General features: G+C 70.8%; 12 protein-coding genes and 1 tRNA gene. 8 read left to right on the top strand and 5 right to left on the bottom strand.

The window, feature by feature from the left end:
- Nucleotides 1-92: 92 nt before the first annotated feature.
- The 4 genes from ABIA35_RS47700 to ABIA35_RS47685 form a co-directional block, all read right to left on the bottom strand.
- Nucleotides 93-2,765 carry an ArnT family glycosyltransferase gene (locus ABIA35_RS47700; protein ID WP_370362428.1) on the bottom strand — a complete coding sequence of 891 codons (2,673 nt, stop codon included), beginning with the start codon at nt 2,763-2,765 and terminating at the stop codon, nt 93-95.
- Nucleotides 2,762-4,048, bottom strand: coding sequence for a glycosyltransferase (locus tag ABIA35_RS47695; protein WP_370337280.1), 1,287 nt, complete (start codon nt 4,046-4,048; stop codon nt 2,762-2,764). Before ABIA35_RS47695 ends, ABIA35_RS47700 begins: the two co-directional genes overlap by 4 nt.
- Nucleotides 4,049-4,197: 149 nt before the next feature.
- The gene (locus ABIA35_RS47690; RefSeq protein ID WP_370362427.1) at nt 4,198-5,613 is read right to left on the bottom strand and encodes an ATP-binding protein; all 1,416 of its coding nucleotides are present in this window, start codon (nt 5,611-5,613) and stop codon (nt 4,198-4,200) included.
- An 8-nt stretch (nt 5,614-5,621) separates the two neighbouring features.
- A complete protein-coding gene (locus ABIA35_RS47685) occupies nt 5,622-6,335 on the bottom strand; it encodes a response regulator transcription factor (RefSeq protein WP_370337614.1) in 714 nt (237 codons plus the stop codon).
- Between the two features lie 225 nt (nt 6,336-6,560).
- On the opposite strand from ABIA35_RS47685, the gene ABIA35_RS47680 reads away from it, so the two are divergent.
- Together ABIA35_RS47680 and ABIA35_RS47675 are read left to right on the top strand one after the other, a co-directional pair.
- Nucleotides 6,561-7,229 (top strand): TetR/AcrR family transcriptional regulator, encoded by a 669-nt coding sequence (locus tag ABIA35_RS47680; RefSeq protein WP_370337283.1) that lies wholly within the window; start codon nt 6,561-6,563, stop codon nt 7,227-7,229.
- 165 nt (nt 7,230-7,394) lie between these two features.
- A complete protein-coding gene (locus tag ABIA35_RS47675) occupies nt 7,395-8,906 on the top strand; it encodes an MFS transporter (RefSeq protein WP_370362426.1) in 1,512 nt (503 codons plus the stop codon).
- 122 nt (nt 8,907-9,028) lie between these two features.
- Here ABIA35_RS47675 and ABIA35_RS47670 read toward each other — a convergent pair whose 3' ends face one another.
- Complete coding sequence (locus ABIA35_RS47670; protein WP_370337287.1) at nt 9,029-10,273, bottom strand: pyridoxal phosphate-dependent aminotransferase; 1,245 nt, start codon at nt 10,271-10,273, stop codon at nt 9,029-9,031.
- A 190-nt stretch (nt 10,274-10,463) separates the two neighbouring features.
- Here ABIA35_RS47670 and ABIA35_RS47665 point away from each other — a divergent pair.
- From ABIA35_RS47665 to rplA, 6 genes are all read left to right on the top strand, one after another.
- Nucleotides 10,464-10,536, top strand: a tRNA-Trp gene (locus ABIA35_RS47665).
- 135 nt (nt 10,537-10,671) lie between these two features.
- A complete protein-coding gene (gene secE, locus ABIA35_RS47660) occupies nt 10,672-10,914 on the top strand; it encodes a preprotein translocase subunit SecE (protein ID WP_370337616.1) in 243 nt (80 codons plus the stop codon).
- Between the two features lie 47 nt (nt 10,915-10,961).
- Nucleotides 10,962-11,756 carry a transcription termination/antitermination protein NusG gene (nusG, locus tag ABIA35_RS47655; RefSeq protein ID WP_370362425.1) on the top strand — a complete coding sequence of 265 codons (795 nt, stop codon included), beginning with the start codon at nt 10,962-10,964 and terminating at the stop codon, nt 11,754-11,756.
- Nucleotides 11,757-12,354: 598 nt separating this feature from the next.
- Nucleotides 12,355-12,891, top strand: a complete 537-nt coding sequence (locus tag ABIA35_RS47650) for a cell wall-binding repeat-containing protein (RefSeq protein WP_370362424.1) — start codon at nt 12,355-12,357, stop codon at nt 12,889-12,891.
- 222 nt (nt 12,892-13,113) lie between these two features.
- Complete coding sequence (gene rplK, locus ABIA35_RS47645; protein ID WP_194908826.1) at nt 13,114-13,548, top strand: 50S ribosomal protein L11; 435 nt, start codon at nt 13,114-13,116, stop codon at nt 13,546-13,548.
- 176 nt (nt 13,549-13,724) lie between these two features.
- Nucleotides 13,725-14,438 (top strand): 50S ribosomal protein L1, encoded by a 714-nt coding sequence (gene rplA / locus ABIA35_RS47640; protein ID WP_370337295.1) that lies wholly within the window; start codon nt 13,725-13,727, stop codon nt 14,436-14,438.
- Nucleotides 14,439-14,695: the final 257 nt, after the last annotated feature.

The following is a 14,695-nucleotide window of genomic DNA, read 5'->3' as shown; positions in this document are numbered from 1 at the left end:
TATTTTTGCCTGAAGTCTGTAGTCTCGCCTGAAACGAGGTGCGGCGGGTGAGTGGGCCGTGCCCCACTCACCCGCCGCGTTCGTGATCCTCCTTATGAGGCCGGCGATGTCAGGTCGTAGATCGTGACGTTGTCCACGGTCTGTGCCTTGTAGTGGGCCGCGACCCAGGTACCGATCGAGCTGCCCTCGTCGGCGCCGCCGTTGGCCTGTCCGCCGATGCCGCCGCCGATGTAGTAGTGGATCTTGTGCTGGGCGACGTAGGCCTGGAACTGCGCCAGCGTCGGGGACGGGTCGGAGCCGTTGAAGCCGCCGATGGCCATCACCGGGTCGCCGGTGGCGAGCTGGTAGCCGGCCGCGTTCTGGGCGCCGATGGCGGCGGCGGCCCAGCGGTACTTCGACGCGTCCTGCTTCAGCAGAGCCTGGATCTGCGCGCCGGGGGTGCTGGCATCGAGGAGGTTGCCCATGCCGCCGCCGGCGCCGCCCCTGCTGGTGCCGCCGGTGGTTCCGCCGGTTCCGCCGGTTCCGCCAGTTCCGTTGGTACCGCCGGTGCCGCCAGTGCCGCCGAAGCCGCCCATGCCGCCGGGTGCGGTTCCAGTGCCGCCGCCGAAGCCGCCCGGGCCGGTCTGGCCGGTGGTGCCGCCGGTGTTGCCAGTACCGCCAGTGTTGCCAGTGTTGCCAGTGCCGCCAGTGCCGGTGGAACCGCCGGGTCCGCCCTGGAAGAATCCCTGACCCGCGCCCGGCATCGTGAAGCGTCCTCCGCCTCGACCGCCGCCGAAGCCGCCGGGGCCGCCGAAGCCCGCACCGGCCGGTCCGGCCGAGGGGATGGAGCCGCTGTGGCCCTGTCCGGTCGTGGCCACGGCGTACGCCGCCGGGCCCAGCAGCGCCGCGCCCACGCCGAGCGTCACCGCGGCCAGTCGCAGTGCCTTGCTCCGCGACGCGTTCGCAGCAGGTGCCGCCGCCGCAGCCGTGGCAGCCGGGCTCGACGTAGAAGCCGACACAGGACTCGAAGCAGACACAGGACTCGAAGCAGACACAGAACCCTGCTCGGACCCGCTCGCGTTCGCACCGCCGGTCGTCGGCACCCAACTCGGCTGCCCGACGCCTCCGCCGGTCTCGGCCGCCGGCACCGCGCCCGCCGCGCCCTGCGCTTCACCCGGGGCGCCCTGCGCACCGGCCGCGCCCTGCGCTTCGGTCCGCAGCCATCCCGGCCCGGCCAGCAGCAGCACCGTCCCGACCACACCGATGACCGCGATCAGGTACCGCAGCCACGAGTACCAGTCCGGCGTCTGCCCCAGCAGGTGGAACGACCACCACGTGGTCACCCCGACTGCGCCGGCCAGCCCGATCCGGGCCAGCGGCTCGGCGCGCCGGGCCCACAGCATGCCGCCGCCGATGCCGATCGTGACGGCGATGAGCGGGGCCAGCGCGATCGTGTAGTACGGGTGGAAGATGCCCTGCATGTAGCTGAAGACCGCGGCCGTGCTCAGCAGCGACAGGCCCCAGGCCAGCAGCGCGGCGCGTGCGTGGTCGGTGCGGCGGGCGCGGCCGGCGGCCCAGAGGCCGAAGACGAACAGCACCAGCGCCGCCGGGATCAGCCAGCTGATCTGGTTGGCGATCTCGGAGTCGAACATCCGGCCCAGGCCCGTGCCGGAGCTGAAGCCGCCGGGGCCGCCGCCTCCGCCGGGACGCCCGCCGCCGAAGCCGCCGGCACCGCCGGTGCCGCCGGGCACCGTGATGGTCTGCCCGCCGGGCGCGGTGAACTGGAGGCCGCCGCCGGCCCCGGTGGCCGTGCCGGCCTCCAGGCCGCGCCGGAACCCGCCTCCGCCGCCCCCGCCGACGCTGCCGGTCTCGTTGCCGGTCAGGCGGCCGAAGCCGTTGTAGCCGAAGGTCAGGTTCAGGAAGCTGTTGTCCTGCGAGCCGCCGATGTACGGCCGCGAGCTCGCCGGCCAGAACTGCACGATCGCCACCCACCAGCCGGCGCTCACCACGATGGCCAGGCCGGCCGCGCCGATCTGCCACAGCCGGCGCAGGAACTTGCCGGGGCCCAGGGCCAGGTACACGGCCGTCAGCGCGGGCAGGATCAGGAACGCCTGCAGGGTCTTGGTGAGGAAGGCGAAGCCGATCAGCGTCCCGGCCAGCACCAGCCAGCGCGTGCTGCCGTGCTCCATGGCGCGCACCACCGCGTAGACGGAGAGCGTCATCAGCAGGACCAGCAGCGCGTCGGGGTTGTTGAACTTGAACATCAGCACCGCGACCGGCGTGACCGCCAGCGCCGCCGCCGCGAGCAGTCCGGCCGCCGCGCCGATCGTCGCGGTGCGGCTGCGGGTCAGCACCCGCTTCACCGCCGCGTAGACGACGCCGCACGTCGCGACGCCCATCAGCGCCTGCGGCATCAGCATGGTCCAGGAGTTGAAGCCGAAGACCCGGCCGAAGACCTCCATGACCCACAGCGAGGCCGGGGGCTTGTCGACCGTGATCGCGTTGCCGGCGTCGAGCGACCCGAAGAGCATCGCCTTCCAGCTCTTCGTGCCGGCCTGGACCGCCGCGGCGTAGAACGAGTTCGCCCAGCCGGAGGCCGACAGGTCCCACAGGTACAGGACGGCCGCGGCGACCAGCAGGCCCAGCAGACCCGGCCGGGCCCAGCTTGGGTCGCTCTCCGGGCCGCGCCAGAAGCGCGTGAAGCGTCCGGTGCCGCCGGCCGCTGTCTGATCCGACGGCGGTCCGATCTCGTAGACGACTTCCGAGGTCGGGGAAAACGCGCTCATGACAGCTCTCCAGAGGTCTGAGCCGCCGGGATCGGGGATTCGTGATCGGCGGACGTGGTCGGATGGTGCCTGGGGTGGAAGACCCAGGCGCGGAGCAGGATGAAACGGGCCAGCGTCGACAGGCCGTTGGCGACGATCAGCGCCGCCAGTTCCGCGACGCGGGAGGGATGCTGCACGGCCGCGTGGACCCCGGCCAGCGTCCCGGTGGACAGCACGAGCCCGATGCCGAAGGCCACGAGGCCGCCGATCTGGTCGCGCAGGGCGTTGCGGCTGCCGGTCACGCCGAAGGTGAAGCGGCGGTTGGCGGCCGTGTTGGCGACGGCGGTGACGGCCAGCGCGACGGCGTTGGCCGCGAAGGCCCCCATCGGCCCCCGCAGCAGCACGTAAAGGAGCAGATACGCCAGCGTCGACAGGACGCCGATGGTCGCGAAGACCGGGATCTGCCACTTCAGCCCGGGCGGCGGGTCGGCGGCCCGGACGCGGGCCCGGACCGGCGCGCCGGAGGAGGAGCGCAGCGAGGCCTTGGCCACCCGCCACATGCCCCGCAGGTCGGCCTTGGCGGTCTTCACGATGTCGACGCGGGAGTCCGGGTCGTCGATCCAGTCCACCGGCACCTCGTGGATGCGCAGGCCCGAGCGCTCGGCGAGCAGCAGGAGCTCGGTGTCGAAGAACCACTCCTCGTCCTGTACCCGCGGCAGCAGAGCCTGGACCACCTCGGTCTTGGCGGCCTTGAAGCCGCACTGCGCGTCCGAGAAGCGCGCCGCCATCGTGGTGCGCAGCAGGAAGTTGTAGGTGCGCGAGATGAACTCCCGCTTGGGGCCGCGCGCCACCGCGCTGCCCCGGGCCAGCCGCGTGCCGATGGCCAGGTCCGAGTGGCCGCTGAGCAGCGGGGCCACCAGCGGCAGGAACGCGTTGAGGTCGGTGGACAGGTCGACGTCCATGTAGGACACGACGTCGGCGTCGGAGGCGGACCACACGGCGCGCAGCGCCCGGCCGCGGCCCTTGAGGTCCAGATGGACGGCGCGCACCCCGCTCAGCTCCCGCGACAGCCGGGCGGCCACCGCCCAGGTGCCGTCGGTCGAGGCGTTGTCGGCCACCGTGATCCGGAACGGATACGGCAGGTTCTCGACGAGGTAGCGATGCAGTCTGCGCACACTGGTCTCCAGGACGTGCTGCTCGTTGTAGACGGGCACCACGACCTCGACCAGCCGTCTGCGCGGACCGCGTGCCGCCCCGGTGCCGGCGTCCGGCGGTTCGCGGTCGGTGAGTGCGGTTGCGTTCATGGCACTGACGCTCGCGGGACGGCGTGGGAGGGGAATGAGGCTTCGATGAAGCCGGGATGAGAAAGGTGTTGATCACGCCGTTCCGCCTGCCCGGCCACGGAAAGTGACGATCAGGGCCCTGGCGACACCGGAGCCCCGACTCCGGCGGATCAGGCCTCGGAGGTACCGGGCAGGAACAACCGCGCGATGGTCCCGGGGCCGTCGTGCGGCTGCTCGAAGAAGATCGAGCCTCCGGACTCCCTGGCGGCGCGCGCGGCGATCGCCAGCCCCAAACCGCTGCCCGGCAGCGCGCGGGCCGTGGGGGAGCGCCAGAAGCGCTCGAAGACGTGCGGCAGCTCCTCCGGCGGGATGCCGGGGCCGCGGTCGCGGACGGTCAGCGCGCCGTTCGCCAGCCGCACCTGGACGTCCGAGCCCGGCGGGGCGAACTTCACCGCGTTGTCGAGCAGGTTCACCACCGCGCGCTCCAGGGCGGCGCTGTCGCCGTGGGTCGTCCAGGGGCACAGGTCCTCGGTGATCGTGACCGGCGTCTCGCGGGCGGCGCCGCGCGGGCGGACGCGCTCGATCGCGCGCTCGGCCACCTCATGGAGCGCCACCGGGGCGGTGACCTGCGAGGCCTGTTCGGGCCGGGAGAGCTCCAACAGGTCGGCGATCAGCACCGTGAGTTCCCGCATCTGCGTGCGGGCGCCGGTGAGCAGTTCGGTGCGCTTGCCCTCCGGCAGCGCCCGGCCGGACTCCTCGGAGCGGATCAGCAGGTCGATGGCGGTGCGCAGCGAGGTCAGGGGGGTGCGCAGCTCGTGGCCGGCGTCGTCGACCAGGCGCTTCTGCTCGTCGCGGGACGCCTGCAGGGCGGCGGTCATCGCGTTGAAGGACTCCGAGAGCCGGGCGATCTCGTCGTCGCCGGACACGGGCATGCGGACCGACAGGTCCTCGGTGCGCGCGACGTGTTCGACCGCCGAGGTCAGCACGTCCACCGGACGCAGCGCCGCCCGGGCCACCAGCAGGCCGGCGGTGGCCGCCCCGCCGATCCCCAGCAGCGACACGACGATCAGCAGCCAGGCCAGGCTGCTCAGCGAGTCGTCGATGGGCTGGTAGGGCTGTGACTTCAGGAGTACGCCCGAAGGGTTGTCCTGCGCCGGCACGACCTCGATCCGGACCTTGTCCCCGGCGGTGGTGACCCCGTCGCGCCAGATGGCGGCGGTCGGCGGTCCTCCGGCGATCTGCAGGTCACTGGCCTGGCCCTGCACCTCGGTGGATCCGGGCAGGGGACAGGTGGCGGAGGGGCTGTAGTAGGTGATGCTGACCAGGGCCTGCGGGTGGTACTCGTTGTCGCTCCCCGGGTGCGGTCCGCCGCCCAGGGGAGGGAAACAGGGGGAATCCGTCTGGAACTGCTGGCCGCGGTCGTGGAAGACCTGGCCGCTGCCCGGCCCCCCGGCGCCGGCGATCGACTTGTCCATCTGGTCGTGGAGCCGGTTTCCCACTGCTACGTAAGAGATGAGCGACACCGCGCCGATCGCGATCGCCACCGCGACGGCGCTCATGATCGCCAGCCGCGAGCGCAGGGGCATCCTCCGCCTCATCGCCGCCCGCCGGAAGCGGTGCGCAGGGCGTAGCCGACCCCGCGGACGGTCTGGACCAGCCGGGGGAGGCCGTCGAACTCGGTCTTCTTGCGCACGTACATGACGTACACGTCCAGCGAGTTCGAGGCGGGCTCGAAGTCGAAGCCCCACACGGTGCGCAGGATCTGCTCGCGGGTCAGCGCCTGGCGCGGGTGGGACAGGAACATCTCCAGCAGCAGGTACTCCGTCCGGGTGAGCTCGATGAGCTGGCCGGCCCGGGTCACCTCGCGGGTCAGGGTGTCCATGCGCAGGTCCTCGTACTCCAGGACGTGGTCCTCCCGGGAGCCCGCGGCGGCGCCCGGCTCGGCGCCCTCGCCGACCAGCGCGCCGCGCCGCAGCAGGGCCCGGACCCGGGCCAGCAGCTCGTCGAGCTCGAAGGGCTTGGCCAGGTAGTCGTCGGCGCCGGCGTCCAGGCCGGCGACGCGGTCCCCGGTCAGGTCGCGCGCGGTGAGCATGAGCACCGGCAGCGTCGGGTCGGCGGCGCGCAGCCGGCGGCAGGCGGTCAGGCCGTCCATGCCCGGCATCAGCACGTCCAGCACGACCAGGTCCGGCCGCGTCTGCTCGACCTCGGCGAGCGCGGCCCGGCCGTCGTTGGCGGTCCGGACGGCGTAGCCCTCGAACTCCAGGCTGGAGGCGAGCACGGCGCGGATGCCGGGCTCGTCGTCGACGATGAGGACCTCGGGGGCGCCCTGGGCGCCGGACGGGCCGAGCTGGCCGGCCGAACCGGCGGGACCTGCGAGGAAGGGCGTGGGAGAGCTCACGGCGACCACTATCCGTGGGGTGAATGAGGAACGTCTGAGAAACCTTCGGGAGAAGTCTTAGAGGTTTTCGCCTACCGGGCCAGGCTACTCAGCCGAAGCTTGCGGGCTAGGTTAGTGAGTGATAACTTACTTCACATGACCCGGATGAGTGCCGAAGAGCGCCGCGACCAAGTGGTGCGTGCCGCCGTCGCCGAGTTCTCGGTGCGCGGCCTGGAAGGGACCTCGACCGCCGACATCGCCAAGCGCGTCGGTGTGTCGCAGCCCTATCTGTTCCGTCTGTTCCCGACCAAGCGCGACTTGTTCATCGCCGCCGTGATGCACGGCTGCGAGCAGGTCCGCGACGTCTTCACCAAGGCGGCCGAGGGCAAGTACGGCCACGAGGCGCTTGCTGCGATGGGGGACGCCTACCAGGACCTGCTCATGGCGGACCGCACCGTGCTGAACATGCAGCTCCAGCAGTTCGCGGCGTGTCACGACCCCGAGATTCAGGAGGCCGTGCGCGGTGCCATGCAGGGCATATGGCAGCACATGGACAATCTCTCGGGTGCTCCGGTCGGGATGCGCGTGGACTTCCTCGCCAAGGGGATGCTCTGCAACGTGATCGCCGCCATGGGCCGCGACCAGGTCGACGACCCGGAGTGGCGGCCGATCCTCGACGTGCTGCGCGACGACAACGCCGAGACCGCCGGCGCGGCCGCGGATCTCGACGCGGCGGCCGCCGAGGGCGATGCCGCGCAGGAGCGGCCGGGCAGTCCGGCCGAGCCCGACTACGCCACCTACGTCGAGCAGGCTTTCACCACCTGAGCCGGCCGGACACCGCGGCCACCCGCCGCGAGGCTCGGCAGGCTCCACAAACGCATCCTGTCCGCTTCCGGGCAGAGCTCTGACCATTGAAGTTAGTGACCGATTACTACCTTTCGTAGTTAGTGACTGCTAACTACATGAGAATCTGATCTGGGGAGTATCAGCATGAGCACCGAGACCATCGACCGGCCCGGAGGCCGCGCGGCGGAGGGCCTGCGGGCCGCCACCATCGGCCACCCGGTCCGCACCTTCCTCATCACCGGCGCCGCCATGTTCATGGCCCAGCTGGACAACCTCGTGGTCAGCATCGCGCTGCCCTCGATCCGGGAGTCGCTGCACGCCGGCCTGTCGGGCCTGCAGTGGACGGTCTCGGCCTACACCCTCACCTTCGCCGTCTTCCTGCTGACCGGCTCCACGCTCGGCGACCGCTTCGGCCGCCGGAACCTGTTCGTCGCGGGCCTGGCGGTCTTCACCGCCGCCTCGGTGGCCTCGGCGCTGGCGCCGAACATCGCGGTGCTGATCGCGGCGCGCGCTGTGCAGGGCCTGGGCGGCGCGGTGATCGTGCCGCTGAGCCTGACGCTGCTGTCGGCGAGTGTGCGTCCTGAGAAGCGCGGTGCCGCGGTCGGCGCCTGGGGCGCCATCGGCGGGCTCGCCGTGGCGCTCGGGCCGGTGATCGGCGGGGCCGTGGTGGAGGCCGCCTCGTGGCAGTGGATCTTCTGGGTGAACGTGCCGCTGGGCATCGTCCTGCTGCCGCTGGCCTGGTTCGGCCTCACCGAGAGCCGCGGCCCGGTGCGCCGGCTGGACGTGGTCGGGACCGTGCTGGCCACCGGCGGGCTGCTGGGCGTGGTGCTGGGCCTGATCCGGGGCGGGGACGTCGGCTGGACCAACTCGCTGGTCCTGACCGGCTTCGTGGTCGGGGCCGTGCTGCTGGCCGCGTTCGTGGTCTGGGAGCTGCGGACCGACGCGCCGATGGTGCCGATGCACCTGTTCCGCGGCCGGAGCTTCCCGCTGATCAACCTCAGCGCCCTGTTGATGTCCTTCGGGATGTTCGGCTCGGTGTTCTTCCTCTCGCAGGTGTTCCAGACCGTCTTCAACGACTCGCCGCTGGCCTCCGGTGTGCGGGTGCTGCCCTGGACCGGTATGCCGATGCTGGTGGCCCCGATCGCCGGCATCCTGTCCGACAAGATCGGCGGCAAGTGGATCGTCACGGTCGGCCTGGCCCTGCAGGCGGTGGCGCTGGGCTGGATCGCGGCGGTCAGCACGGCCACGGTGAGCTACACCACGCTGCTGCCGGCCTTCATCCTCGGCGGCACCGGCATGGCGATGTTCTTCGCGCCGATCGCGAACCTGGTCCTCGGTTCGGTGCGGCGCGACCAGGAGGGCATCGCCTCCGGCATCAACAACGCGCTGCGGGAGTTCGGCGGCGTGCTGGGCATCGCGGTGATGGGTGCGGTGTTCTCCGCGAACGGCGGCTACGGCCCGACCGCGACCCGGTCCGCCGGCCAGCACTTCGTGGACGGCATGGTCCCGGCGGTCTACACGGGCGCCGCGATCCTGGCGGTGGCCACGCTGGCGATGTGGCTGGTGCCCGGCCGGCGCCCGCAGGCCGGCGCCGAGAGCGTCGAGGGTCCGGTGGAGGAACGCCGGCATCAGGAGGCTGTCGCTGCGACCGTGTAGCTCGCAGAACACTCGCAGAACGTTGGAAACGTCGAAGGCCCCGGCTCGTCGCCGGGGCCTTCGGGCATGTCAGGGTGCTCAGCGGCGGCTCAGCGGCTGCTCAACGGTGGCTCAGCGGCGGCTCAGCGCGCCTCGCCGAGCAGCTTCTGCAGCCGCGACACGCCCTCGACCAGGTCGGCGTCGCTCAGCGCGTAGGACAGCCGCAGGTAGCCAGGCGTCCCGAAGGCCTCCCCGGGGACCACGGCGACCTCGGCCTCGTCCAGGATCAGCGAGGCCAGCTCGGCCGAGCTGGCCGGCCGCTGCCCGCGGATCTCCTTGCCGAGCAGCCCCTTGACCGAGGGGTACACGTAGAACGCGCCCTCGGGCTCCGGGCACACCACGCCGGGGATCTCGTTCAGCATCCGCACCATGGTCTGCCGGCGGCGGTCGAAGGCCAGCTTCATCTCGTTGACCGCCTCCAGGTCTCCGGAGACCGCGGCCAGCGCGGCGACCTGCGCCACGTTGGAGACGTTGGAGGTGGCGTGCGACTGCAGGTTGGTGGCGGCCTTGACCACGTCGGTCGGGCCGATCAGCCACCCGACCCGCCAGCCGGTCATCGCGTAGGTCTTGGCCACGCCGTTGACGATCACCGTCTGCTCGGCGAGCTCCGGGACCGCCTTCAGGATCGAGGTGAAGCGCGCGTCGCCGTAGACCAGGTGCTCGTAGATCTCGTCGGTGAGCACCCACAGGCCGTGCTCCAGGGCCCAGCGGCCGATCGCCTCGACCTGCTCGGGGCTGTAGACCGCGCCGGTCGGGTTCGACGGCGAGACGAACAGCAGCACCTTGGTGCGCTCGGTGCGGGCCGCCTCCAGCTGCTCCACGGTGGCCAGGTAGCCGGTGGTCTCGTCGGTCACCACGTCCACCGGGACGCCGCCGGCCAGCCGGATCGACTCGGGGTAGGTGGTCCAGTACGGGGCCGGCACGATGACCTCGTCGCCGGGGTCCAGCAGGGTCGCGAAGGCGTTGTAGATGGCCTGCTTGCCGCCGTTGGTGACCAGGACCTGGTTCGCCGAGACCGACACGCCGGAGTCGCGCAGCGTCTTGTGCGCGATCGCCTCCTTCAGCTCCGGCAGCCCCCCGGCCGGCGTGTACTTGTGGTACTTCGGGTTCTGAGCCGCCTGGACGGCCGCCTCGACGATGTAAGCCGGAGTCGGGAAGTCGGGCTCGCCGGCGCCGAAGCCGACCACCGGCCGGCCGGCCGCCTTGAGCGCCTTGGCCTTGGCGTCCACGGCCAGGGTCGCGGACTCGGCGATGGCGCCGACGCGCTGCGAGATCCTGGCGGCAGGGCCCGGGCGGGACGGGGAGGGGGAGGCTGCGGAGGCTGTCATGCCTCCATCGTCCCACCGCCGGGGCGCCGTCCGGGGCCGTGTTCCACGAAAGGAGACGGCCGTGACACGGGCTTAAGCCGCGCGCGGCGGAACCCGTTCGCAATCGGGGACGCGCTTCCCGTACACTCTCGATCGGCGGATTCCCCTTCCCCACCTCGGCGAGGTAGGTTTGTGGAGCACGCTTAGGCAAAGGGTCGTAGCTCAACTGGCAGAGCACCGGTCTCCAAAACCGGGGGTTGGGGGTTCAAGTCCCTCCGGCCCTGCTTAGGCGCCCAGGAAAGCCCGGTAACGGGCCTTCCTGGGCGCGAAGCGTGTTCGCGGCAAGACCTGCCGCGCAACTTGCCACTTTCACCGAATGTGATGAGGACCAGGTGACCGAGACGAGCTCGACCTCCGCGATGTCGAAGCCGGACCGCGGCCGTGGTGGCGACCGCCGCCCCGAGCGCCGTCGGTCCCCGCTGGGCCGCATGGGCCTTTTCTACCGGCAGATCATCGCCGAACTGCGCAAGGTGGTGTGGCCGACCCGCAACGAACTGGTCACCTACACCACGGTGGTCATCGTGTTCGTCGCGATCGTCGTCGCGATCGTGGCTACGCTGGACTACGGGTTCAGCAAACTGGTGATGTGGGTGTTCGGCTGAGCCGCCGTACCGACATAACACCCCGAGCAAAGGAAGTATGAGCGACCGTGTCTGAGACGTACGGAGACCTCGAAGAGGCGACTGTTCTCGTGGAGAACGACGACGAGGCCGTCGAGGAGACGGAGGTCGCCGCCGACGCGGCCGAGCAGGACGCCGCCGATCAGGACGCGGCCGAGCAGGCCGAGGGCGAGCAGGCTGAGGGTGAGCAGGCCGAGGGCGAGGCCGGCAGCGGGCCCGCTCCGGGCAGCCCGGAGGCGATCGAGGAGTTCCGCGACGCCCTGCGCCGCGCGCCCGGCGAGTGGTACGTGATCCACAGCTACGCCGGCTACGAGAACCGGGTGAAGCAGAACCTCGAGACCCGCATGACCACCTTGAACATGGAGGAGTTCATCTTCCAGGTCGAGGTGCCCATGGAGGAGGTCGTCGAGATCAAGGGCGGCCAGCGCAAGCGGGTCAAGCGCAACAAGTTCCCCGGCTACGTGCTGGTCCGCATGGACCTGACCAACGAGTCCTGGGGCGTGGTGCGCAACACGCCGGGCGTGACCGGCTTCGTCGGCAACGCCCACGAGCCGTACCCGCTGACCCTGGACGAGGTCGTGAAGATCCTGCTCGAGGAGCAGCCCGAGGAGGTCAGCGGCAAGCAGAAGGCGCCGGCGGAGGTCAAGGTGCTGGACTTCGAGGTCGGCGACTCGGTCACCGTCATCGACGGCCCGTTCGCCACACTGCAGGCCACGATCAACGAGATCAACGCCGACTCCCAGAAGGTCAAGGGCCTGGTGGAGATCTTCGGCCGGGAGACCCCGGTGGAGCTGAGCTTCAACCAGATCCAGAAGAACAGCTGAGGTCGTCTGCCGGCAAGCGGATGACAGATCTTCACGCTGCTTTCGCAGGCAGCTGACAGGGCGCTTCACACACCGTGAAGCGCCCTGATCGTTTCCTGAAAGATTCTGTGGGGATCTCACCGACGTCTCCTGGTCGCCGCTGCTGGTCTTCGCCGGCCGGACCCGGCCGCCGGCGGCCGGGTCCGGCCCGACCCAGCTGATGGCCACCTGGTCCAACGGTTCGGCCACCGACAACGGCACGCCGGTGTCCTGGCGCTGCCCAAGACCTCCAGCCCCGCGGCCGCCGACTCGGCCCCGGACTTCGGCGGGGACACCCTGGCCTTCGCGCGGTCCCAGAACGGGCCCCGGCCGGGATCTGGGTCCGCGACGAGGCCGGGAACTACGTCCCGTACCAGGTCGCGGCCACCGGTACCGCGCCGACCGGGTCCCCGGACGGCAGGACGGTCGCGTTCGTGCAGGCCGACAAGAACGCCGACAAGAACGCCGACAAGAACAACGTGCCGCAGATCTGGACGGTGCCGGCCTCGGTGCCCTCCGGCGGCTGGCCGCGCCGGTCCAGCAGGCCTTCGCCGCCACCGGCGTCAAGGTCGCCAACCCGGTGTTCTCCCCCGACGGCAGGACCATGGCCTTCGACGAGACCTCGGCCGGCACCAGCCAGGTGCGCTCGGTCGCGCTGCACACCGACGCGAACGCCACGGCCAACGCCGAGACCACGATCTCCGGCGCGGCCTGGCCGGACGCGCTGTCCGGCGGGGCGGCGATGGGCACGCGGGGCGGCCCGCTGCTGCTGGTGAACCCGGCGACGGGGCTGTCCGGCCAGGACGTCGCGCTGCTGGATGCGAACCGGGCCGAGCTGTACTCCGGGTTCGTCTTCGGCGGGACCGCGCCGGTGCCGGCGGGTATCGACAAGCAGCTGGGGCAGGCGATCGCGGGTCCGTTGGGCGCCGTGGATGGGAGCGGGCACCGGTTGGCCGCGTCTTCGGGTGTCGGCGGTGTCGGCGGTGCGGGCGGTGCGGGCGGTGTCGGCAGCGTCGGCGTGCGGCCACGCTGTCACCGCAGGACGCGGCCGGGCTGCGGTCGGCGTTGCCGCAGGGCGGGGCTGCGAAGCCGAAGGCGAAGCCGAAGCCGAAGCTGACGCCGAAGCCGAAGCCGAAGCCGAAGCCGAAGCTGACGCTGAGCCGTCCGTAGTTCTCTTCGTCCGAAGCCCCCGTACCGGTGTTGACCGGGGCGGGGCCACGGTGTGTCCGGGGCATACCGGCTGGTCCGGTAAGCTTGACGGCTGTTGCCTGTGGCGACACGTCTTCCGCCGTGCCCTTGGTAGGGGTTATCGGCGACGTCTATAGAAACGAGTACGGGAATGCCTCCCAAGAAGAAGCTCACCGCGGTCATCAAGCTCCAGATCAAGGCCGGTATGGCGAACCCGGCCCCGCCCGTCGGCCCGGCCCTGGGTCAGCACGGCGTGAACATCATGGAGTTCTGCAAGCAGTACAACGCGGCCACCGAGGCCCAGCGCGGCCAGGTCGTGCCGGTCGAGATCTCGGTGTTCGAGGACCGCTCCTTCACCTTCATCACCAAGACCCCGCCGGCCGCCAAGCTGATCCTGAAGGCCGCGGGCATCGAGAAGGGCTCGGGCGTCCCGCAGAAGGACAAGGTCGCGACCCTGTCGCAGGCCCAGGTCCGGGAGATCGCCGAGACCAAGATGCCCGACCTGAACGCCAACGACGTCGAGGCCGCGATGAAGATCATCGCCGGCACCGCGCGCTCGATGGGCGTCATCGTCTCGGACAGCTGAGCCCTCGGGTTCGAAGGTTCGAAGGTCTGAAGGTTCGACAGTTCGACAGTTCGACAGTTCGACAGCTCGACGGCTCAGCCGGCCGTACGGCCGGCTGAGCCCGCACCACCAGCAGTAGTGGCAGAGCCGCGCGCGGCTCGTGAAGACCACACCTCACCCTGTCAAGGAGAGCAGCAATGAAGCGCAGCAAGGGTTACCGCAACGCCGCGGCGAAGATCGACGCCGACGAGGTCTACGCCCCGCTGGCGGCCATCCGCCTGGCCAAGGAGACCTCGGTCACCAAGTTCGACAGCTCGGTGGAGGTCTCGATGCGCCTGGGCATCGACCCCCGCAAGGCCGACCAGATGGTCCGCTCCACGATCGTGCTCCCGCACGGCACCGGCAAGACCGCCCGCGTGCTGGTCTTCGCCCAGGGCGACAAGGCCGAGCAGGCCCGCGAGGCCGGCGCCGACATCGTCGGTTCCGACGAGCTGATCGACGAGGTCGCCAAGGGCCGCCTGGACTTCGACGCGGTCGTGGCCACCCCGGACCTGATGGGCAAGGTCGGCCGCCTGGGCCGCGTGCTCGGCCCGCGTTCGCTGATGCCGAACCCGAAGACCGGCACCGTCACCGCGGACGTGGCCAAGGCCATCAACGACATCAAGGGCGGCAAGATCGAGTTCCGCGCCGACCGCCACTCGAACCTGAACTTCATCATCGGCAAGGTCTCCTTCTCCGAGCAGCAGCTCGCCGAGAACTACGCCGCCGCCCTGGAGGAGGTCCTCCGCGTGAAGCCGAGCGCCGCCAAGGGCCGCTACCTGAAGAAGGTCACCTTCGCCACGACCATGGGCCCCGGCATCCAGGTCGACGCCAACCGCGTGCGCAACGTCGCGGGCGACGACGAGGCGTGAGTCTCGCGTCGTGAGGTGTGAGTTTCGCGTCGGTTGGTTGATCGCTGATTGATCGCTGAGCATTCGCTGAGCGGGAGCCCCTGTCCCTTTGGGACGGGGGCTTTCGTTTTCGAGGCTGGGGTCTTTGGGCTGCGGTTGGGTTGTGGGATTAGAGGAATTTTTACGGCTGTGTGTCCTGAACGCGAAGGGGGCTCGTTGTAGGGGAGTTCTCTGGAGCGGTGCTGCTCGGACGATGAAGGTTTGGCCCTTCGGAGTCG

Source organism: Catenulispora sp. MAP12-49, assembly GCF_041262705.1.
Lineage (GTDB): Bacteria > Actinomycetota > Actinomycetes > Streptomycetales > Catenulisporaceae > Catenulispora.
Note: the sequence above shows the minus strand (reverse complement) of the source record. Positions and strands in the feature narration are given on the sequence as shown.